A 21,778-nucleotide genomic window follows, 5' to 3' on the forward strand; every position below is an offset into this window, starting at 1 on the left:
ACTTTAGCCGCACATGACGCGCGCTGCCATGCGCATTAAGCCTGGCACCGCGCGTGAGTGGTTCGAAACGGGGCGCACTTGAGTGCTTAAACCGCGCCGCGTCGGGCGAGCCAGACATCGACGCGCGCGAGCGCTCCCGCGAGCGCCGATTCCAGTTCCGGCGTCTGCGCCATGCTGCCCCACAGCAGCCGGTCGGCGGCGAATGCCTGCAACGGGTCGGGCGCCGCGAAGAAGCCGTGTGCGACGCCCTCGTCCATCACGCCGTCCTGATACGCATACGGCAGCTTGCCCGCGTGCCAGCGTTCGAGAAAGCGGAAGAACAGCGCGGGCAGCATCGCCGTCGCGGCAGGCGTGACGCCCCGTTCGAAACACTCGGACAGCGTCGGCGCGATGAAGCCGGGCAGCTTCGAAAAGCCGTCGGCCGCGACGCGCTGATTGGTGTCCTGGATATACGGATTGCTGAAGCGTTCGAGCACCACGTCGCGATAGCGTGCGAGATCGAGCGGGCTCGGCGAGAGGCACGGGATCACGTCTTCGGTCACGTAGTCGAACGCGAACTGGCGAATGTCGGCGTCGAGCGTGCCTTCGTGAATGTAGTTCAGCCCGACCAAGGTGCCCGCCCACGCGATGCAGCTATGCGGCGCGTTGAGAATGCGGATCTTCGCTTCCTCGTACGGCAGCACCGAATCCACCAGTTCCGCGCCGACCTTTTCCCAGGCGGGGCGGCCCGCGATGAAGCGGTCTTCGATCACCCACTGGATGAACGCTTCGCCCATCACCGGGCACGCGTCGTCGAAGCCGGTCGCGGCCTTCACGCGCTCGCGCACGTCCGGCGTCGGACGCGGCGTGATGCGGTCGACCATCGAGTTCGGGCAGGCGGTGTTGTCGTCGAACCATTGCGCGAGCCGGTCCGCGCCGCGTCGTTGGAGAAACTCGCTCATGCCCGCGTGAAAGCGCTCGCCGTTGCTGCGCAGGTTGTCGCAAGTCTGCAGCGTGACGGGACCCGCGCCGCGTTGCATGCGCGCGTCCAGAATTGCCGCCAGCGCGCCGTAGATGGTGGTGTGGCCGCCTTTCAGGTCGGCGGCGAGATCGGCGTTGCCGGTGTCGAGCCGGTCGTGTTCGTCGAGGTAATAGCCGCCTTCGGTGACCGTGAACGCAATGATCTTGCAGGCCGGATCGGCGCCCGCTTCGATCAGCGCGTCGAGGCTTTCGGTCCACGGCACCACGCGTTCGATCGAGCGGATCGTCTCGTAGACGCGCTCGCCTTGGGGCGTGACGGTTTCGAGCGTATAGACGCCGTCCTGCGCGGCGAGCGCTTCGAGCACCGCGTTCATGTCGCTGCGGATATTGCCGACTGTCAGCGACCAACGCTCGCCCGCGAGCTCCGCCTCGTTCAGCCGATGCAGATACCACGCTTGATGCGCGCGATGAAACGATCCCGCGCCGATGTGCAGGATCACGTGTGCGGCCGCGCCGCTGCCTTGCCCGGTGTCCATGTGCGTCTCCTATGTCGACCGGAGTTGGCGCTTTAGCGTCTACTCCGGTCCCATGATGGTTGCTGTTTTCGCACCGCTCGAAGCGTGCGTTTTCTCTGATGGAGCATTTGCTCTGTGTGTGAGCGAATGATCGTACCCGGCGAAACGAAAGTCAAGACGGCGTCAGCGGCTTTCTGTGGCGCAGCGCGGCGTGGCTGGGCTTGCCGGGTGACCGGCAAGGCGTCGCCGGGCGAGCGGCCGTGCCTCGCCGTGCGTTTTGCATTGCATCAAATTTGACCTTGGGAGCGTCGGGACTAACCCGAATGCAAAAAAGTATTGGTCTAGGGTCTCATTTTTAGTGGTGCCCGGCGCGGTTGCGGGCTACTTTTCGCTATACAAGACGAAGAGCAGCGGCGCCCCCGGCGGCCCGCTTCATGGAGACAGACAGTGCAACCCGATCTGGAAATCGTGGCCGTGCGCCGCGACGAATCGTTCAAGGTGTGGTCGCATGGCTATCCGTACCGAACGGTGCGCTGGCATTTTCATCCGGAATACGAAATTCATCTGATCGTCGCGACGACCGGCAAGATGTTCGTCGGCGATCACATCAGCAATTTCGCGCCCGGCAATCTGGTATTGATGGGCCCGAACCTGCCGCACAACTGGGTCAGCGACGTGCCCGAAGGCGAGACCATCGCGCAGCGCAACCTGGTCGTGCAGTTCGGTCAGGAGTTCGTGTCGGGCTGTCTCGACAGCTTTCCCGAGTGGCGCCAGGTCGAGGCGCTGCTGGCCGACTCGCGCCGCGGCGTGTCGTTCGGCGCACGCACCAGCGCGGCGATCCAGCCGCTGTTCATGGAGTTGCTGACGGCGCGCGGGTTGCGCCGTCTCGTGCTGTTCATGTCGATGTTGGAGATCCTGATGAATGCCGAGGATCGCGAGGCGCTCGCGAGTCCCGCCTATCAGGCCGACCCGACCGGCTTCGCGTCGACTCGTATCAATCACGTGCTGTCGTATATCGGCAAGAACCTCGCGAACGAGTTGCGCGAATCGGATCTGGCGCAGCTCGCCGGGCAGAGCGTCAGCGCGTTCTCGCGCTATTTCCGCCGCCATACCGGCTTGCCGTTCGTGCAGTACGTGAACCGGATGCGCATCAATCTCGCGTGCCAGTTGCTCGCCGACGGCGAACTGAGCGTGACCGATATCTGCTTCAAGGCGGGTTTTAACAACCTGTCGAATTTCAACCGGCAGTTCCTCGCGGTGAAGGGCATGGCGCCGTCGAAGTTCCGCCGCTATCAGCAACTGAACGACGCGAGCCGCGACGCGTCCGAGGAAGCCGCGGCGCGCGGCGCGGGCATCGACGACGCGCCGGCCATCGTGCTCGCGCCGGGGCTGCCGCGCAACGTTGGCGCCGCCTATCCGATCACCTAGCCAGCAGCAAGTGCGCGGCTGCATAGCCCGTCGCCGGGCGTTCAGCCGAAGCGTTTTACCTCAACCGCGTTTCAACACGTATCGCGCTGTGCGTACACAGCGTGAGGGACGTGCTCATTTTTAATAACGGAGACAACCATGACGCAATCCCTTTCGAAGCAGGCCTCGTTGCAGATCCTCGCGCGTCGTTCAGCGGCGCTCGTGACGCTCGCATTCGGCCTGTCGCTGGTCGCCGCCCCGGCTGCGCAAGCCGCACCGCTGAAAATCGGCATGACGTTTCAGGAACTGAACAACCCGTACTTCGTGACCATGCAGAAGGCGTTGAACGACGCCGCCGCTTCGATCGGCGCAACGGTGGTCGTCACCGACGCGCATCACGACGTGAGCAAACAGGTCAGCGACGTCGAGGATATGCTGCAAAAGAAGATCGACATCCTGCTCGTGAATCCGACCGATTCGACCGGCATCCAGTCGGCGGTGACGTCGGCGAAGAAGGCGGGCGTGGTGGTCGTCGCGGTGGATGCGAATGCAAATGGCCCGGTCGATTCGTTCGTCGGCTCGAAGAACTATGACGCGGGCGTGATGGCGTGCGAGTACCTCGCCAAGTCGATTGGCGGCAGCGGCGAAGTGGCGATTCTCGACGGCATTCCGGTCGTGCCGATTCTCGAACGCGTGCGCGGCTGCAAGGCGGCGCTCGCGAAAGCGCCGGGCGTCAAGCTCGTGGACACGCAGAACGGCAAGCAGGAACGTGCGACCGCGCTGTCCGTCACCGAGAACATGATTCAGGCGCATCCGAATCTGAAGGGCGTGTTTAGCGTCAACGACGGCGGGTCGATGGGCGCGCTGTCGGCGATCGAAGCGTCGGGTAAGGACATCAAGCTGACCAGCGTCGACGGTGCGCCGGAAGCGATTGCCGCGATCCAGAAGCCGAACTCGAAGTTCGTCGAAACGTCCGCGCAGTTCCCGGCCGACCAGGTGCGTATCGCGCTCGGCATCGCGCTCGCGAAGAAGTGGGGCGCCAATGTGCCGAAAGCGATTCCGGTCGACGTGAAGATGATCGACAAGAGCAATGCGAAGGGCTTCAGCTGGTAACGCGAACGCCCGTTGCCGCACGCATTGAAGCGCGGCGACGGGCGGCACAGGAGCGCCCGATGGACACCATTCTCAAGCTCGACAACATCACCAAAAGCTTTCCCGGCGTGAAGGCGTTGCAAGGCATTCACCTGCAGATCGCGCGCGGCGAGATTCACGCGCTGCTTGGTGAGAACGGCGCCGGCAAATCGACGCTGATGAAAATCCTGTGCGGCATCTATCAGCCGGATGAAGGCACGATCACGATCGACGGCGAAGCGCGCCATTTCACGAACTATCACGATGCGGTGGCTGCGGGCGTCGGCATCGTGTTTCAGGAATTCAGCCTGATTCCGTATCTGAACGCGGTGGAGAACATGTTCCTCGGCCGCGAATTGAAGAACGGGCTGGGTCTGCTCGAGCGCGGCAAGATGCGGCGCGCGGCGGCCGCGATTTTCGAGCGGCTCGGCGTGGCGATCGATCTGTCGGTGCCGATTCGCGAACTCTCAGTGGCGCAGCAGCAGTTCGTCGAAATCGGCAAGGCGTTGTCGCTGGAGGCGCGCATTCTGATTCTGGATGAGCCGACCGCGACGCTCACGCCCGCCGAGGCCGAGCATCTGTTCGCGATCATGCGCGATCTGAAGAAGCAGGGCGTCGCGATGATCTTCATCTCGCACCACCTCGAAGAGATCTTCGAAGTGTGCGACCGCATCACGGTGCTGCGCGACGGCCAGTACGTCGGCATGACCGAGGTCGCGCAGTCCGACGTGGGACGGCTTGTCGAGATGATGGTCGGGCGCCGTATCGAAAGCAGCTTTCCGCCGAAGCCGGCGTTGCGCGCCGACGCGAAGATCGTGCTGGACGTCGACAGGCTGCAATTGCTCAAGGACAGCCCCGTGCTCAAATTCACGCTGCGTGAAGGCGAGATTCTCGGTTTCGCCGGGCTGGTCGGCTCGGGGCGCACGGAAACCGCGCTCGCGGTGATCGGTGCAGACTCGGCCTATGCGAAGGAGATTCGCATCAACGGCGCGGCTGCGAAGCTGGCCGATCCCGCCGACGCGTTGCGCGCCGGTGTGGGCATCCTGCCGGAGAGCCGCAAGACCGAAGGCCTGATCACGGATTTTTCGATCAAGCAGAACATCTCGATCAACAACCTCGGCAAGTATCGCTCGCTGCGCTTTTTCATCGACCAGCGCGGCGAAGCACGGGCCACCGCCGACATCATGAAGCGCGTGGGCGTGAAGGCGCCGACCATGCACACCGAAGTCTCGACCCTCTCGGGCGGCAATCAACAGAAGGTGGTGATCGCGCGCTGGCTGAACCACCACACCAACATCCTGATCTTCGACGAACCGACGCGCGGCATCGACGTTGGCGCGAAGGCCGAAATCTATCTGCTGATGCGCGAACTCACCGCGCGCGGCTACTCGATCATCATGATCTCGTCCGAACTGCCGGAAATCGTCGGCATGTGCGACCGCGTCGCCGTGTTCCGGCAGGGCCGCATCGAAGCGATGCTCGAAGGCGACGCGATCAACTCGAACGCCGTGATGACCTATGCGACCGCGGGCTCGCTTGGAGCAACTCATGAACACGCCTAATCCTTCTTCGCCGCCCAAGACGTCCACTGTTAGCAGCGATACCCCAGGCGCGCCAGTGCGCTTCACCTGGGCCGCGCTGAAACGCTCGACGTTGTTCTATCCGTTCATCGGCCTGCTGGTGGTCTGCATCGTGATGGTGTTCGCGAGCGACAGCTTTCTCTCCGGCGCGAACATCGAGAACGTGCTGCGCCAGGTGTCGATCAACGCGATCATCGCGGTGGGCATGACCTGCGTGATTCTGACGGGCGGCATCGATCTCTCGGTCGGCTCGGTGATGGCGCTCGCGGGCACGCTCGCCGCCGGTCTGATGGTCGCAGGAATGAACGCGGTAGCCGCGCTCGCGGTCGGCGTCGCGGTCGGGCTCGGCTTCGGCGCGGCCAATGGGTTTTTCGTCGCATATGCCGGTATGCCGCCGATCATCGTCACGCTCGCGACGATGGGCATCGCTCGCGGTCTCGCGCTGATCTACACGGGCGGTTATCCGATCGACGGTTTGCCCGAATGGGTCAGCTTCTTCGGCAGCGGCAAGATTCTCGGCGTCCAGGCGCCGGTCGTCATCATGGCGGTGATCTATGTGATCGCGTGGGTGCTGCTCGAGCGCATGCCGTTTGGGCGCTACGTCTACGCGATCGGTGGCAACGAACAGGCGACGCGTCTGTCCGGCGTGCGTGTCGCGCGCGTGAAGCTGATCGTCTACACGATTGCGGGTCTGACGTCCGCATTCGCCGCCATCGTGCTGACCGCGCGGTTGATGAGCGGTCAGCCGAACGCGGGCGTCGGCTTCGAACTCGACGCGATCGCCGCCGTCGTGATGGGTGGCACGTCGATTTCTGGTGGACGCGGCTCGATCATCGGCACGTTGATCGGCGCGCTATTGCTCGGTGTACTGAACAATGGTCTGAACATGGTCGGCGTGAATCCGTATGTGCAGAACGTGATCAAGGGCGGAATCATTCTGCTCGCGATCTACATCAGCCGCGACCGTAGAAAGTAATGCTTTCCACTGACCTTCCTTTTCTTCCTTTTCGCAGGACCACGCCATGACGACTCAATCCGACAAGCAGAACATGACCGCCATCGTCTGTCATGCACCGAAAGACTATCGCGTCGAGCAGGTGTCGAAGCCGCAGGCCCGCGCGCATGAACTCGTGATTCGCATCGCTGCTTGCGGCATCTGCGCGAGCGACTGCAAATGCCATTCGGGCGCCAAGATGTTCTGGGGCGGCCCGAGTCCGTGGGTGAAAGCGCCGGTGATCCCGGGGCACGAATTCTTCGGCTACGTCGAGGAGATCGGCGAAGGGGCGGCCGAACACTTCGGCGTGAAGAAGGGCGAGCGCGTGATCGCCGAACAGATCGTGCCTTGCGGCAAATGCCGTTATTGCAAATCCGGTCAGTACTGGATGTGCGAGGTGCACAATATTTTCGGCTTCCAGCGCGAAGTCGCGGACGGCGGCATGGCCGAGTACATGCGCATTCCGCCGACGGCGATCGTCCACAAGATTCCCGACGGCATCTCGCTCGAAGACGCCGCGATCATCGAGCCGCTTGCGTGCGCGATTCACACGGTCAATCGCGGCGAACTGCAACTCGACGACTTGGTGGTGATCGCGGGCGCCGGTCCGCTCGGTCTGATGATGACGCAGGTCGCGCATCTGAAGACGCCGAAGAAGCTGGTCGTGATCGACCTCGTCGAAGAACGTCTCGCGCTCGCACGCGAATACGGCGCGGACGTGACGATCAATCCGCAGAAGGACGACGCGCTCGCCATCATCCACTCGCTCACAGACGGCTACGGCTGCGACGTGTACATTGAAACCACCGGCGCGCCGATCGGCGTGAACCAGGGGATGGACCTGATTCGCAAGCTCGGGCGCTTCGTCGAGTTTTCGGTGTTCGGCGCGGATACGACGCTGGACTGGTCGGTGATCGGAGACCGCAAGGAGCTCGACGTGCGCGGCGCGCATCTCGGACCGTACTGCTATCCGATTGCGATCGATCTGCTCGCGCGCGGACTCGTGACGTCGAAGGGTATCGTCACGCATGGCTTTTCGCTGGAAGAGTGGGACGAGGCGATCAAGGTCGCGAACTCGCTCGATTCGATCAAGGTGCTGATGAAGCCGCGCGCGTGAGCGCGCTACGCGGGCACGAACGCCAAGGCGAACGCGACGCGGCCGTCGGCGCATGACAGGCCGCATATAAAACGGAGACTGTATGAACTACGTCATCGGCGTCGATATCGGCACGCAGAGCACCAAGGCACTGCTGGTCGATCAGCATGGCGCGATCGTCGCGCAGCATGCGTCGAGCTATCAGCCGGATACGCCCAAACCGCTGTGGGCCGAACAATGGCCCGCGGTGTGGTTGAAGGCGGTGGTGGAGTGCGTCGCCGCATGCGTCGGCGCGGCGAAACAGGCCGGCATCGCCGCGAGTTCGATCAAGGCGCTCTGCGTGAGCAGCCTGTACGGCGGCTCGGGCATTCCCGTCGATAGCGACATGCGGCCGCTCGCGCCCTGTCTGATCTGGATGGATCGCCGCGCGACTGCGCAGGTCGAGTGGGTGCGCGGCAATGTCGATCTCGAACGGCTTTATACGATCACCGGCAACGGCGTGGACAGCTACTACGGCTACACGAAGATGCTGTGGCTGCGCGATCGCGAGCCGGACGTCTGGGCGCGAACGCGCTTTTTCCTGCCGCCGAACGCGTATGTGATCTACATGCTGACCGGCGAAGTGGCCGTCGATCACAGTTCTGCCGGCAATATCGGCGGGGTCTACGATATCGCGAAGCGCGACTGGTCGGACGAAACGCTCGACATGCTAGGCATTCCCGCGACCATGATGCCGGAGCGGCTGGTCGAATCGTCGGACGTGGTCGGCGGGCTGCTGTCGCAATGGACCGAACAGCTTGGGCTGGACGCGGGCACGGCGATCGTCGCGGGTGGCGTGGATGCCGCGATGGCGACGTTCGCGGCCGGCGTGACGCGCGCCGGCCAGCATGTCGCGATGATCGGCACGAGCATGTGCTGGGGCTATATCAACCAGAGCGTCGACGCACGGCACGGATTGGTCAGCATGCCTCACGTATTCAACGGGCTGCACGATATCTATGTATTCGGCGGCGCGATTACGGCGGGCGCATCGGTCACGTGGTTTCGTGAGCAGTTCTGCCATGCCGAAATCGAAGCTGCGCGCGCGACGCCGCATGGCGATCCGCATCGTCTGCTCGAAGAGAGCGCCGCCAAGGTGCCGGCCGGCTCGGACGGCGTGATGTTCCTGCCGTACCTGATGGGCGAGCGTAGCCCGGTGTGGGACGCGAAGGCCAGCGGGGCGTTCGTCGGGCTGAGCCTGTTTCACACCCGCGCGCATCTGTATCGCGCGGTGCTGGAGGGTGTGTCGTTCGCGCTGAAGCACAACATCGAGGCGGGACGCGAGGGCGCGCAATCGCTCGACGACAAGTTGATCGTGGTCGGCGGCGCCGCGCATTCGGACCTGTGGATGCAGATCATCGCGGACATCACCGGTTATCCGGTCTACACGATCGAACAGGACGTGGAGGCGGCGATGGGCGCGGCGTTGCTCGCGGCGGTGGGCGTTGGGATGGTTTCGCGCGAGGCGGCCCAGGGCGGCTGGGTCAACCTGATCGAACGCGCGCAGCCCGATGCGGCGCGGATGGTGTTGTACGAGCAGCGCTTCGGCGTTTATAAGGATTTGTACCCGGCCTTGAAGCCGGTCATGCATCGGTTGCAATCATCATGAATGCTAACTTCGATTTTTCCGGCCGCTCGATTCTTGTCACGGGCGCTTCCAGCGGGATTGGCCGCGCAACCGTCGAAGCGTTGTGCGCAGCGGGCGCGGCGGTGGTGGCCACCGCGCGCAACGTGAACGAACTGGCGCGGCTGGCCGAGGAAACCGGCTGCGAGCCGTTGACGCTGGACGTGAGCGACGAAGCCGCGATCGACGATGCGTTGGCCTCTATCGATGTGTTCGACGGGCTAGTGAATTGCGCGGGCATCGCGTTGCTCGAGCGCGCGGTGGACACCACCGCGGCGAGTTTCGATCGCGTGATGGCGGTGAATACGCGCGGCGCCGTGCTGGTGGCGAAGCACGTGGCGCGTGGGATGATCGAGGCGAAACGCGCTGGCAGTATCGTCAACGTGTCGAGTCAGGCCGCGCTCGTGGCGCTCGACGATCATCTGAGCTACTCGGCGTCGAAAGCGGCGCTCGATGCGGTGACGCGAGCGCTGTGCATCGAGCTGGGGCCGTTCGGGATTCGCGTGAACAGCGTGAATCCGACCGTCACGTTGACGCCGATGGCGGTGCAGGCGTGGAGCGATCCCGCGAAACGTGATCCTGCGTTGCGGGCGATTCCCTTGCGGCGCTTTGCGCAGTCCGAAGAGGTTGCCGCGCCGATCATGTTTCTGTTGAGCGACGCGGCCTCGATGATCAGCGGCATCTGCTTGCCCATCGACGGCGGATATACGGCGAGGTGAACCGTTGCCGCGCGAGCGCGGCAACGGCAACCGGCTACAGCATCGTTCTTACATGCCAAAGCTCGGGAAACAGCACCACGTCCAGCATCTTGCGCAAATACGGCGCACCGCTGGTGCCGCCGGTGCCCTGCTTGAAGCCGATGATGCGCTCGACCGTGGTCACATGCCTGAACCGCCATTGACGGAACGCGTCTTCGAGATCGACCAGTTCTTCGGCCATCTCGTACAACTCCCAATGCTGCGAGGGATTGCGGTACACCTCCAGCCAGGCGGCTTCGACCGAGGCGTCGTGTGTGGTCGGCTGCGTCCAGTCGCGCTCGAGCCTCGACGCAGAAATCGCAAAGCCGCGGCGCGCCAGCAGACGCACCACCTCGTCATAGAAAGAGGGCGCTTCGAGCGACGCCTTCACCTCGGCGAAGACGTCGGCGCGATGCGCATGCGGCTTGAGCATCTGCTCGTTCTTGTTGCCGAGCAGAAACTCGATCTGCCGGTACTGATACGACTGAAAGCCCGACGAGCTGCCGAGATACGGCCGCATCGCGGTGTACTCGGACGGGGTCATGGTCGCGAGCACGCTCCACGCCTGCACCAGTTGCTCCATGATCCGCGACACGCGCGCGAGCATCTTGAACGCTGGCGGCAACTCGTCGCGATGCACCGCCTGCAGCGCGGCGCGCAACTCGTAGAGCGCGAGCTTCATCCACAGTTCGCTCGTCTGATGCTGGATGATGAACAGCATCTCGTTGTGATCCGGGGACAACGGGTGCTGCGCATCGAGCACCGTCCCGAGCGACAGATAATCGCCGTAGCTCATCGAGTCGGAGAAGTCGAGCTGCGCGTCGTGCCAGCCGGAGTCGGGCGCATCGGAAGAAGCATGGGCGGATGCAGCCGCAGCGGAAACCACGCGCCCATGCCCGAACGGACATCCCTGCGTCACGGTCTCTTCCGGCAAATCCGGTGTTTGCATGTGATCGGTCATCGCGCGCTCCTCAGGTGACGGCGCCGCGAGCGGCGAATTCGGGGGCGCGCCAGGTCTCCTGCGCGAGCACGTCACGCAGGGTCTCGACGGCGTCCCACACATCGACGAAGCGTGTGTAGAGCGGTGTAAAGCCGAAGCGCAATACATGCGGCTCACGGTAATCGCCGATCACGCCGCGCGCGATCAACGCCTGCATGACCTCGTAGCCATGCGGATGTTCGAAGCTCGCATGCGAGCCGCGCTGCGCATGTTCGCGCGGCGTCACGAGCGTGAGCGGAAACTCGCTGCAGCGCGCTTCGACCAGTTCGATGAACAGATCGCTCAGCGCGAGCGACTTCTTGCGGATCGCCTGCATGTCGGTTTCCAGGAACACGTCGAGTCCGCATTCGACCAGCGCCATCGACACCATCGGCTGCGTGCCGCACAGGAAGCGGCCGATACCGTCGTCCGGCCGGTACGTCGGATTCATCTCGAACGGCGCGCGATGACCCCACCAGCCGGAGAGCGGCTGCGCGAAGGCATTCTGATGGCGCTTGGGCACCCACACGAACGCGGGCGAACCGGGACCGCCGTTCAGATACTTGTACGTGCAGCCGACCGCGTAGTCCGCGCCGACGCCGTTCAGATCGACGGGCACCGCGCCCGCCGAGTGCGCGAGGTCCCACAGCGCGAGCGCGCCCTTGTCGTGGATCAGCTTCGTCAGCGCGGCCATGTCGTGCATGTAGCCGGTGCGGTAGTTCACGTGCGTGATCATCGCGATGGCGGTGTCGTCGCCGATCGCGGCGGCCAGCTCGGACGGATCGTCGACGAGGCGCAGTTCATAGCCGCGATCGAGCTGCTCGATCAGGCCTTGCGCAATGTACAGATCGCTCGGGAAATTCGAGCGTTCGGACACGATCACGCGACGCTTCGGATCGCGCGCATTCGCGACGCGCACGGCGGCGGACAGCAGCTTGAACAGATTGATCGAAATCGTATCGGTGACGACCACTTCGTCGTCGGCCGCGCCGATCAACGGCGCGAGCTTGTTGCCGAGACGGCGCGGCAGCGCGAACCAGCCGGCGCCATTCCAGCTGCGGATCAGGCCTTCGCCCCATTCGGCGGCGATCACGGTCTGCGCGCGTTGAGCGGCGGCGGCCGGCGGCACGCCGAGCGAGTTGCCGTCCAGATAGATGGTGGTCGGCGACAGCGCGAACTGGTCGCGCAGCGTCGCGAGCGGGTCGGCGTCATCGAGCGCCAGTGCTTCGTCACGGTGGTTCATGGTAGGTCCGTCGGTCAGATCAGTGAAAGTCGGTGAGGTCGATGCGTTCTGCCAGGGTCAGCGCGCGCCGGGCAGCGCGCGCAGCACCGCGCGCACCGGGCTCGCGTCGAGGGTGGTCAGCTTGAGCGGCAGGGCGATCAGTTCGTAGTCGCCAGGGGCGACGTCATCGAGCACGATTCCTTCGAGGATCGCCATGCGATGCGCGCGAATCCGCCGATGAGCGTCCATCGTCTTCGATCCCTGCGGGTCGAGCGAGGGCGTGTCGATGCCGATCAGCTTCACGCCGCGCGCGGCCAGCTGATCGATCGTGTCAGGCGCGACTGCGCAGAACGCGCTGTCCCAAGCCGTCTTCGGGGCGCTTTTGTAAGTGCGCAGTAAGACTCGCGGCGGCAGCGCGTCGAGCGCACCGGCCAGGTGTTGTGGCGTCACAACAGGTGACGCGCCGATGCAATGAATCACCCTGCATAAACCGAGATAGGCATCGAGCGGCACTTCGCCGATCGCCGCGCCGTTTTCGTCGTAGTGCAACGGGGCGTCGGTATGCGCGCCGGTATGCGGCGACAGCGTCAGACGCGCGACGTTGACCGGCGAGCCCGCCTCCATGCGCCATACGCGTTCGATGCCGACCGGCGTGTCGCCGGGCCAGACGGGCGTCGCGGTATTGACGGCGGGGGTGATGTCCCAGAGTGTTTGCATGTCTCCAGCGGCGAATGGTGTGTATCAGGAAATGATAGGTGGATCGCCGCACAATGTGATTGCGAAAAAATCTCCTTCTGAGCCGTGTCTTGGAACATAATTTGAGTCAAACGGGAAAGGGAGACCGAATATGAACGCGATCTCGCTCGACGCCACCGATTGCCGTATTTTGACGGTGCTTCAGCAAGAAGGACGGATCAGCAATCTCGACCTCGCGGAGCGTATCTCGCTCTCGCCATCGGCTTGTCTACGGCGCCTGCGCCTGCTGGAGGAGCAGGGCGTCATCGAACATTACCGCGCCTGTCTGAACCGCGAGGTGCTCGGTTTCGAACTGGAAGCGTTCGTGCAGGTGTCCATGCGCAACGACCAGGAGAATTGGCACGAGCGCTTCGCGGAGGCGGTGCGAGACTGGCCGGAAGTGGTCGCCGCGTTTGTCGTGACCGGCGAGACGCACTATCTGCTGCGGGTTCTCGCGCACAACCTCAAACACTATTCGGATTTCGTGCTGCAGCGGCTCTACAAAGCGCCGGGCGTGATGGATATTCGCTCGAATATCGTGCTGCAGACGCTCAAGGAAGATTCGGGCGTGCCGGTTTCACTAGTGAAGAAGAGCGCCGGGCACGGCGCGTCGCATAACGACCGTTGAAGGCGGGCTGGCGCGATGTGTCGCCGGCTGTGTGGCGGTCCGGCGGCTTGCGGGTGCTGTAGCTGGCGCTGCGGTTGCCGGCGAGGCGACATATGCGGCCGCCGCGCCTCGCGCGGCCGACACGCTTGCTGCGCGTCCAGCCAGGACGCGGCAACACGTTCAAAGCGGCTTGAGGCCGTGGAACAGCCCGTTCTGAAACACCAGCGGCGAGGTCTGCGCCGCGTTCTCATGCACGCCGCAGCGCTCCACTTCGCCGACGAAAATCACGTGATCGCCTTCTTCGTAGCGGCTGCGGTTATGGCATTCGAACCACGCGAGCGCGCCGTCGAGCACCGGCATGCCGGTGTCGCCCTGCGCGTGCGACACGCCTTCGAAGCGGTCGCCCTTTACGGTCGCGAAGCGTTTGCACAGATCGAGCTGCGAAGCGGCCAGCACATTGACCACGTAGTGACTGTTGGCGCGGAACACCGGCATCGAGGCCGAGCGTGTCGCGAGACTCCACAGCACCAGCGGCGGATTGAGCGACACCGAGTTAAACGAGCTCGCCGTGATGCCGATCAACTGGCCGGACTCGGCGCGCGTCGTAATCACGGTGACGCCGGTGGCGAACTGACTGAGCGCCTGTTTGAAGGCGGGTTGGTCGAAATTGGGCGGGCTGGCGCGCTTCATCGGGCGCAAGTCCGTGACAACGGCCGGGGCCGGGCCGGGCGGAACCCGTCGCGCGCGCGGTCGGAAACAATTGATTCGAAAGTCATAGTGAAAATCGTCGATTTGTCCCAATTTTAACTGCAATCGTGGCGCACGGGCCGCGATCACAGCCGGTCATTGGAAAACCCGCTAAGCTGGAAAGTCCCGCTCGTGGCACGAGCGTTGGGGCGAAGCAGGGCCGGCATCGGCCGACTATCAGTATCAAGGAGCGAGCAGCATGAGTCAGACAGGCGAAGTCGCCACCCTCGGTGGCGGGTGTTTCTGGTGTCTCGAAGCGGTGTATCTGGGGGTCGACGGTGTCAACTCGGTCGAGTCGGGCTATGCGGGCGGTCAGACCCGCGCGCCGACGTACGAACAGGTGTGTGACGGCGAGACAGGTCACGCCGAAGTGGTGAAGGTCGATTTCGATCCGGCGAAGATCGGCTATCGCGAGATTCTCGATATTTTCTTCGCGATTCACGATCCGACGCAGTTGAACCGGCAGGGCAACGACGTCGGCACGCAGTACCGGTCGGTGATCTTCACGCATTCCGATGCGCAGCGTGAGACGGCGCTGCAGGCGATCCGCGAGCTCGGCGAACAGCGGATTTACGACGGGCAGATCGTCTCCCAGGTGCTGCCGCTCGACGGCAACTACTGGCCGGCTGAGGCGTATCACCAGAACTATTTTGCGCAGCATCCGAATCAGGGGTACTGCTCGTTCGTGGTGGCGCCGAAGGTCGCGAAGTTTCGTCAGAAGTTCGCGCATCGGATCAAGGCGGGGTAGGACGGCGCGCGCTCAACCCGGCTCGCTGCCGGGTTCGCCGCCGTCTTCCTGCGGCCGATGTTCGTCCGTCTGCGGCCGTTCACCATCGTGCTCGTGCTCACGTTCGTGGGCACGGTGCGCATAGGCGTCGATAATCGCCCGCGCCAGTTCCACGCAGCTTAGCGGCGCCGATCCCTCCGCCTTGTTATTGATCGCGATCACCACCGGCTGGCCGGCGAGCGCGTAGCGCGCGGCCAGTTCTGCGAGCGACGCGCGGGTGGCCGGGTCATGATCGACCAGCTGGTTGAACGGCTCGTACCTGGCTTTCGCCTGCTCGTATTTGAAGCCGCTGTGCAGACTCCAGCGCACGATCAGCGGACCGGCCGGCTCGCCGTCCAGCAGCGCGAGCGCAGCGGCCTGGCGCAGGGGGTCCGGCATCCGTGCATGAATCCCCACGCAATAGCGCACGCCCGCCGTTTTCAGCGCGCGAATGAAGCGCGGCGTGAGCAGACTCGCGTCGCGGATTTCGATCGCGTAGCACGTGCCGTCCGGCAGCTTCGGCAACGCCATCAGAAACGCGGCAAGCCGTTCGATGAACACCGTCGGCTGCGCCAGCATCTGGTCCGGCAGCGGCGAAAGCTGGAACACCAGCGCGCCGGCTTTCGCGCCGAGTCCTTCGAGACAGGGCGTGACGAATTCGTCGATCGCCATCTGCGCGTTCAGGAAGCACGGGTTCAGCGATACCGGTTCGCCGCGTTCGGCGCGCACGGTGGCGTCGGTGATCGTCATCGGCGCCTTGACGATGAAGCGGAAATGCTCGGGGACCTGCTGCGCGTAGCGCAAGTAATCGGTGACCGGCAGCGTCTGATAAAACGACCGGTCGATGCTGACCGTCTTCAGCAGCGGATGCGCGCCATAGGCGGTGAGTCCGTCGCGCGAGAGTTTGCTGTTGCTGTACTCGTCTCCGTAGACGATGCCGTTCCAGCCGGGAAATGACCATGTCGAGGTGCCGAGATGGATCTGCGGCGGCAGTTCGGCAGCAAGCGCGCGCAATGCGGGCGACGGCGGGGCGGCGAGGATGTCGCGGCCACGGCGCTTTTTTGGGGTGTCGGCGGGCGCGGGTGGGGAATCGGCAGTGGCGGGCGACCCGGTGTTCCCGGGCGCATCGTCTTCCTGCCAGAGCGACGCGGCCGGGCCGGGTTTCGTGCGCGGTTGCCGCCGGCGTTCGGGCTGGTCGGCGGCAGCGGGCGCGGCAGCATGTGTATCGGCGGCAGGCTGCCCGGCTCCAGCTTCGGCTCCTACTACCGCGCGCGGCGGCTTACGAGCCCGGGCATCCGCCTTCGACGAAGCGCTCGCCTGCTCCACCGGCATTCCGAACAGATCGACCTGCACGGCTTCGCCGCCGGTGTCATCATCACCGCAATGCTCGCCGCCTGGCGGCTGTTCAACTTCGTTCGTCCCGCTCTGGTCCATCGATGTCGGATCTGCTGTTCAAGGTTGCGCCGCGCCGGTCCGCTCATGCACGCGCCGCGGCGCAACCGTATCACAGCGGTTTTTCGTACATATAGCGGCGCGACCACGGCAAGGTTTTCGCGCTGCGGCCGGCTTTGCGGCACACCACTTGGTAGATCGACACGTCGTCGTTTTCGAACGCGTAGGCGCAGCCGGCGAGGTACACGCGCCAGATGCGGAATTTTTCGTCATCGACCAGCTTGCGGGCTTCGTCCGCATGCGCCTCGAAACGTTCCGCCCACAGGTCCAGCGTGTGCGCATAGTGACGGCGCAGGCTTTCGACGTCAACCGCTTCGAGCCCGCCGCGCTGCATCGATTCGAGCGCGAGGCTGATGTGCGGCAGCTCGCCGTCCGGGAACACGTAGCGGTCGATGAATTCGCCGCCGCCGAGCGCAGTTTCGCCGCTGTCGGAATCGCTCGACGTGATGCCGTGGTTCATCGCGATGCCGTCGTCGACCAGCAGGTCGTGGATTTTCTCGAAGTAGCCCGGCAGATTCTTGCGGCCCACATGCTCGAACATGCCGACGCTCGTGATGCGATCGAATTGCCCGGTGATGTCACGATAATCCTGCAGACGGATCTCGATCTGGCCTTCCAGACCCGCGGCTTTCACGCGGGCGGTAGCGAGGTCGAACTGATTCTGCGAGAGCGTCACGCCCACGCACTTCGCCCCGAACTTCTGCGCCGCGCGCAGCACGAGCGCGCCCCAGCCGCAGCCGATGTCGAGCAGACGCTGGCCGGGCTGCAACTGAATTTTGGTGAGTATGTGGTCGATCTTCTTGATCTGCGCGGTGGCGAGATCTTCGTTGCCGTTCTCGAAGTACGCACACGAGTAGACCATGTTCTCGTCGAGCCACAGCTTGTAGAACTCGTTCGAGACATCGTAGTGGTACTGGATCGCCTTTTTGTCCGACGTCTTCGAATGATTGAAGTAACGCCGCACGCGCGCGAGCTTGCTTGCACTGGTTACGGTGTTGCGCGCCAGCTGATAGCCGATGTTGATGATGTCCGACAGCTTGCCTTCGATGTCGATCTTGCCCTTCACGTACGCCTCGCCGAGATTGTCGAGGCTCGGTTCGAGCAGATAGGGCAGCGCCGTCGCGCTCTTGACGTGTAGCGTCACCTGGGGCGCGGCGAACTGCCCGAAGTCATGTTGCTGACCGTCCCACAGCACGAGGCGTGCAGGCAGGTTAGCCTTGGTTTTTACTTCTTCTACCCACTGCGCCAGCTTCTTCTCCCAGAACATGTGATCTCTCCGTGTCCGTTGAATTAAAGCAAAGCTTGTGTGGACCGCGGCCCGGTGCGGCGCAACTCCCATGCCGCGAGACGCGATCCGGCCGACGCGCGCTGCTGCGTTGGCGGCGCGCTGCCAGCGTCATATTCGATTCAAGGCGATAAGCGGGAGATTTGCCAGTCGCCGTTTTCGCTTGCGCGCGTATAGAGCAGACGGTCGTGCAGACGCGACGGCCGGCCCTGCCAGAATTCAATTGCTTCGGGGACCAAACGATAACCGCCCCAGTGCGGGGGACGCGGTGGCTGGTCGCCGTATAGCAGGCTGATTTCGCGTTCGCGTGTTTCGAGCTGCGAACGGCTTTCAATTAGCTGACTCTGATTCGAGGCCCATGCGCCGATGCGTGAACCGAGCGGACGCGACGCGAAATATGCATCGCTTTCCTCCGCGCTGGTTTTGACAATGCGGCCCTCGACGCGCACCTGGCGTTCGAGTTCGATCCAGTAAAACAGCAGGCTCGCGTACGGATTGGCAGCCAGTTCGCGGCCTTTGCGGCTTTCGTAATTGGTGAAGAACACGAAGCCGCGTTCATCGACGCCCTTGATCAGCACGATGCGCGCCGACGGCCGGCCGCGCGGGTCGACCGTGGCCAGCGTCATCGTATTCGGTTCGGGTAGCTTGGCGTCGACGGCTTGTTGAAACCATCTGTCGAACTGACGAAACGGGTCGTGGTCGACATCGGCAACGTCCAAAGAACCTAGCGAATAGTTTTTTCGAAGTTCGGCGAGTGAGGTCATGTTCTTATGCGAACGCTACAGTCAAGCAAGTATAGCCAGGGAGATAATTTTTTGCGCGCGAGCAGGGCAAGACCGCGTGCCATGCATGGCTTTCCGCCTTGGCCGCCGCCGCACCCGCCGCGATGCCGATCGACGCGTTCAGGCAAAATACGGGCTGAGCGCGCCAAACCCGCTTGAGCGCCGTCACTTTTTGTCTTGCCAGTTTTCAACGAGCCCCGCCATCATGTCCAGCATCACCGCGCAATCCGATCTTACTACCAGCCTCGACGGGAGTGAAACCGCCGACCGCGCGCGGCGCTTCGGCGGCATCGCCCGCCTGTACGGCGCGCCGGCGCTCGCCGCGTTCGAAGGCGCGCACGTCGCGGTGATCGGCATCGGTGGCGTGGGGTCGTGGGTGGCCGAGGCGCTCGCGCGCAGCGCGGTCGGCACGCTGACGCTGATCGATCTGGATAACGTCGCCGAAAGCAACACCAACCGGCAGATTCATGCGCTCGACGGCAACTACGGAAAGCCGAAAGTCGAAGCGATGGCCGAGCGCATCGCCGCGATCAATCCGTATTGCGACGTGCGGCTGATCGAAGACTTCGTCGAGCCGGACAACTTCGCGGCGACGCTCGGCGTCGGCTTCGACTACGTGATCGACGCGATCGACAGCGTGCGCACGAAGACCGCGCTGATCGCATGGTGTGTCGAGCGTCAACAGGCGTTGATCACGGTGGGCGGCGCGGGCGGTCAGCTCGACCCGACGCGCATTCGTATCGACGATCTCGCGCTGACGATCCAGGACCCGCTGCTGTCGAAAGTGCGCGGTCAGTTGCGCAAACAGCACGGCTTCCCGCGCGGACCGAAGGCGAAGTTCAAGGTGAGCGCCGTGTATTCCGACGAGCCGTTGATCTACCCGGAAGCGGCGGTCTGCGATATCGATGTGCAAGCCGAGCACGTGAGCACGTCGCCGGGTCACACGGGACCGGTCGGGTTGAACTGTGCGGGATTTGGATCGAGCGTGTGCGTCACGGCAAGCTTCGGTTTTGCCGCCGCGGCGCATGTGTTGCGAGCGTTGGCGAAGCAGGCGGCGGCCTGATGCGGTGAGGCGAGTGCAGCGCGAGCGCGCGGCATGGTGAGGCGCGATGGCCGCGGATTCAGGCGCGATGGCCGCGCTTGCTCGCGGCCACCACGCGTGAACCCGGCGCGAATCAGAACAACGATGCGCTCAGCTTGCGCCGCCACTGCGACACCAGCTCCGGCTGATGCGCGGCCAGATCGAACACCGACAACATCGTCTTGCGGCCGATATCGTCGCGGAACGTGCGATCGCGTTGCACGATCGCAAGCAGGTGTTCGAGCGCTTGCGCATATTTGCGACGCGCGATCAGCGCGCTCGCCAGATCGAAGCGCGCTTCGAGATCGTCCGGAGCGGCCGCGACTTTGGCCTCCAGCGCATCGGTCGGCGGCAGGTCGGCGGCGGCATCCACGGCATCGAGGCGCGTCTTGATCGCGTTGAAACGCGCGTCGATGCCTTGCGTCGTTTTCGGCGACAGCAGATCCACCTCGTTGCGCGCCTCGTCGATGCGGTTGTCTTCGAGCAGCAGCTCGATGCGGTCCATACGCGCTTCGTCGAAACCCGGGTCGTAGGCGAGGGCGGCTTGCAGCGCGTCGTACGCATCGTCACGGCGGCCTTCGGCCAACGCGGTCTGCGCTTCGAGGCGCGCCGCATCCGCGCCTTGCGGCACGAGCCGCTCGATAAACTCGCGCAACTGACCTTCAGGCAACACGCCGATGAACTGATCGACCGGCTGGCCGTCGGCAAAAGCGATTACGTGCGGAATGCTGCGCACCTGGAAGTGCGCGGCCAGTTCCTGGTTTTCGTCCACGTTGACCTTCACCAGTTTCCATTTGCCGGCCGCTTCGGCTTCGAGCTTCTCGAGCATCGGGCCGAGGCTCTTGCAGGGGCCGCACCACGGCGCCCAGAAATCGACCAGCACGGGGGCCAGTGTCGACGCCGTGATGACGTCCTGTTCAAAAGTGGCCAGAGTGGTGTCCATTGCGTCCTCGTCGATAAAACGGTTTGTGATTAATTGGGGCCGAACGGCGCGGATTCAATGCGGCCGGCGCCGGCTTGCGTCAGCCGGCGGCGCTCATTTGCGCTCATTGTCGTTCCGGCAGCGGAATCCATTCGGTCTCGCCCGGCACCGTGCCCATCTCCTGATGAGTCCACGCGAGTTTCGCGGCTTCAATCTTCGCGCGCGAACTGGCGACGAAATTCCACTCGATGAAGCGCTCGCCGTCCAGCTTCTCGCCACCGAGCAGCATGACGCGGGCGCCGTGCGTGCTGGCCAGCGTGACGGTTTCGTCGAGCGCGAGCACGGCCATCTGACCGGCTTCGAGCGGCGCGCCGTCGATCTCCAGATCGCCATCCACGAGATAGACGCCGCGTTCCTCGTGCTCCGGTTCGAGCGCGAAGGCGCCGCCCGGCGCGAATTCCGCGGCCACGTACAGCGTGCCCGAAAACGTCCTGACCGGCGACTCCACGCCGAAGGCCGTGCCCGCGATCACCCGCAGCGAGACGCCATTGCGCTCGACGACCGGCAGCGTGTCGGCGGCGTGATGCGCGAACGACGGCTCGACCTCTTCCTCCGCGAGCGGCAGCGCGACCCAGGTCTGGATGCCGTGCATCGTCAGGCCGCTCGCGCGGTCTTCGGCGGGCGTGCGCTCGGAATGGACGATGCCGCGCCCCGCGGTCATCCAGTTGACGTCGCCGGGGACGATTTTCTGCTCGGAGCCGAGGCTGTCGCGATGCATGATCGCGCCTTCGAACAGATAGGTGACGGTGGCCAGACCGATGTGCGGATGCGGGCGCACGTCGAGGCCGACGCCCGGTTCGAGCGTCGCCGGGCCCATGTGGTCGAAGAAAATGAACGGGCCGATCAGGCGCGCTGCCATGGCGGGCAGCACGCGCCGCACGGTCAGACTACCGACGTCGCGCAGATGCGGTTTGAGGACTGCTTTGATCGAGGAAGTCATGGGCGGGGCTCGGCTGAAATGGTCGGTGGGGATGGCTTAATGGACGATTCTACTGCGCAGCGCGCGATGCCGACGGCTCGCGGCACAGCGGCGCTGCGGGAACGCGTAGCGTGGGCG

20 protein-coding genes are annotated in these 21,778 nt (G+C 64.1%); 10 read left to right on the plus strand and 10 right to left on the minus strand.

Annotation, left to right across the window (positions count from 1 at the left end; genetic code table 11):
- Positions 1-86: 86 nt before the first annotated feature.
- On the minus strand, positions 87-1,496 hold the full coding sequence (gene dalD / locus HV770_RS04175) for a D-arabinitol 4-dehydrogenase (protein WP_175158227.1): 1,410 nt from the start codon (positions 1,494-1,496) through the stop codon (positions 87-89).
- 426 nt (positions 1,497-1,922) lie between these two features.
- On the opposite strand from dalD, the gene HV770_RS04180 reads away from it, so the two are divergent.
- From HV770_RS04180 to HV770_RS04210, 7 genes are all read left to right on the plus strand, one after another.
- Positions 1,923-2,903, plus strand: coding sequence for an AraC family transcriptional regulator (locus tag HV770_RS04180; protein ID WP_175158228.1), 981 nt, complete (start codon positions 1,923-1,925; stop codon positions 2,901-2,903).
- Between the two features lie 138 nt (positions 2,904-3,041).
- Positions 3,042-3,995 carry an ABC transporter substrate-binding protein gene (locus tag HV770_RS04185; protein WP_175158229.1) on the plus strand — a complete coding sequence of 318 codons (954 nt, stop codon included), beginning with the start codon at positions 3,042-3,044 and terminating at the stop codon, positions 3,993-3,995.
- A 59-nt stretch (positions 3,996-4,054) separates the two neighbouring features.
- On the plus strand, positions 4,055-5,575 hold the full coding sequence (locus tag HV770_RS04190) for a sugar ABC transporter ATP-binding protein (protein ID WP_175158230.1): 1,521 nt from the start codon (positions 4,055-4,057) through the stop codon (positions 5,573-5,575).
- Positions 5,562-6,569: an ABC transporter permease gene (locus HV770_RS04195; protein ID WP_175158231.1), complete on the plus strand. Its 1,008-nt coding sequence runs from the start codon at positions 5,562-5,564 to the stop codon at positions 6,567-6,569. The genes HV770_RS04190 and HV770_RS04195 overlap by 14 nt, the downstream gene beginning before the upstream one ends.
- Before the next feature lie 46 nt (positions 6,570-6,615).
- Entirely contained in the window at positions 6,616-7,704 is a 1,089-nt protein-coding gene (locus HV770_RS04200) for an alcohol dehydrogenase catalytic domain-containing protein (RefSeq protein WP_175158232.1), read from the plus strand.
- 82 nt (positions 7,705-7,786) lie between these two features.
- Positions 7,787-9,331: an FGGY-family carbohydrate kinase gene (locus HV770_RS04205; protein ID WP_175158233.1), complete on the plus strand. Its 1,545-nt coding sequence runs from the start codon at positions 7,787-7,789 to the stop codon at positions 9,329-9,331.
- A complete protein-coding gene (locus HV770_RS04210; RefSeq protein ID WP_175158234.1) occupies positions 9,328-10,065 on the plus strand; it encodes an SDR family oxidoreductase in 738 nt (245 codons plus the stop codon). Before HV770_RS04205 ends, HV770_RS04210 begins: the two co-directional genes overlap by 4 nt.
- Before the next feature lie 34 nt (positions 10,066-10,099).
- Here HV770_RS04210 and kynA read toward each other — a convergent pair whose 3' ends face one another.
- The 3 genes from kynA to kynB are packed head-to-tail and all read right to left on the minus strand — an operon-like array spanning position 10,100 to position 13,001.
- Positions 10,100-11,044 (minus strand): tryptophan 2,3-dioxygenase, encoded by a 945-nt coding sequence (kynA, locus tag HV770_RS04215; protein WP_175158235.1) that lies wholly within the window; start codon positions 11,042-11,044, stop codon positions 10,100-10,102.
- Between the two features lie 10 nt (positions 11,045-11,054).
- Positions 11,055-12,305, minus strand: coding sequence for a kynureninase (gene kynU, locus HV770_RS04220; protein WP_175158236.1), 1,251 nt, complete (start codon positions 12,303-12,305; stop codon positions 11,055-11,057).
- A gap of 57 nt (positions 12,306-12,362) precedes the next feature.
- Complete coding sequence (kynB, locus tag HV770_RS04225; RefSeq protein WP_175158237.1) at positions 12,363-13,001, minus strand: arylformamidase; 639 nt, start codon at positions 12,999-13,001, stop codon at positions 12,363-12,365.
- 130 nt (positions 13,002-13,131) lie between these two features.
- Here kynB and HV770_RS04230 point away from each other — a divergent pair, with 130 nt between their 5' ends.
- Entirely contained in the window at positions 13,132-13,647 is a 516-nt protein-coding gene (locus HV770_RS04230) for an Lrp/AsnC family transcriptional regulator (protein ID WP_175158238.1), read from the plus strand.
- Between the two features lie 159 nt (positions 13,648-13,806).
- Here HV770_RS04230 and HV770_RS04235 read toward each other — a convergent pair whose 3' ends face one another.
- A complete protein-coding gene (locus tag HV770_RS04235; RefSeq protein WP_175158239.1) occupies positions 13,807-14,316 on the minus strand; it encodes a flavin reductase family protein in 510 nt (169 codons plus the stop codon).
- Between the two features lie 256 nt (positions 14,317-14,572).
- On the opposite strand from HV770_RS04235, the gene msrA reads away from it, so the two are divergent.
- Positions 14,573-15,121, plus strand: a complete 549-nt coding sequence (gene msrA, locus HV770_RS04240; RefSeq protein ID WP_175158240.1) for a peptide-methionine (S)-S-oxide reductase MsrA — start codon at positions 14,573-14,575, stop codon at positions 15,119-15,121.
- A 12-nt stretch (positions 15,122-15,133) separates the two neighbouring features.
- Here msrA and HV770_RS04245 read toward each other — a convergent pair whose 3' ends face one another.
- The 3 genes from HV770_RS04245 to pdxH all read right to left on the minus strand — a co-directional run bounded on the left by HV770_RS04245 (position 15,134) and on the right by pdxH (position 18,640).
- Complete coding sequence (locus HV770_RS04245) at positions 15,134-16,573, minus strand: DUF72 domain-containing protein (RefSeq protein ID WP_175158241.1); 1,440 nt, start codon at positions 16,571-16,573, stop codon at positions 15,134-15,136.
- Between the two features lie 70 nt (positions 16,574-16,643).
- On the minus strand, positions 16,644-17,858 hold the full coding sequence (locus HV770_RS04250; RefSeq protein ID WP_175158242.1) for an SAM-dependent methyltransferase: 1,215 nt from the start codon (positions 17,856-17,858) through the stop codon (positions 16,644-16,646).
- A gap of 140 nt (positions 17,859-17,998) precedes the next feature.
- Entirely contained in the window at positions 17,999-18,640 is a 642-nt protein-coding gene (gene pdxH, locus HV770_RS04255; protein ID WP_175158243.1) for a pyridoxamine 5'-phosphate oxidase, read from the minus strand.
- Between the two features lie 223 nt (positions 18,641-18,863).
- Between pdxH and tcdA the strand changes: the two genes are divergently transcribed.
- Entirely contained in the window at positions 18,864-19,721 is an 858-nt protein-coding gene (tcdA, locus tag HV770_RS04260; RefSeq protein WP_175158244.1) for a tRNA cyclic N6-threonylcarbamoyladenosine(37) synthase TcdA, read from the plus strand.
- A gap of 112 nt (positions 19,722-19,833) precedes the next feature.
- Here tcdA and trxA read toward each other — a convergent pair whose 3' ends face one another.
- On the minus strand, positions 19,834-20,682 hold the full coding sequence (trxA, locus tag HV770_RS04265; RefSeq protein WP_175158245.1) for a thioredoxin: 849 nt from the start codon (positions 20,680-20,682) through the stop codon (positions 19,834-19,836).
- Between the two features lie 103 nt (positions 20,683-20,785).
- Positions 20,786-21,661 carry a pirin family protein gene (locus HV770_RS04270; protein WP_175158246.1) on the minus strand — a complete coding sequence of 292 codons (876 nt, stop codon included), beginning with the start codon at positions 21,659-21,661 and terminating at the stop codon, positions 20,786-20,788.
- Between the last annotated feature and the right edge of the window lie 117 nt (positions 21,662-21,778).

The organism is Paraburkholderia fynbosensis, assembly GCF_902859935.1.
GTDB lineage: Bacteria > Pseudomonadota > Gammaproteobacteria > Burkholderiales > Burkholderiaceae > Paraburkholderia > Paraburkholderia fynbosensis.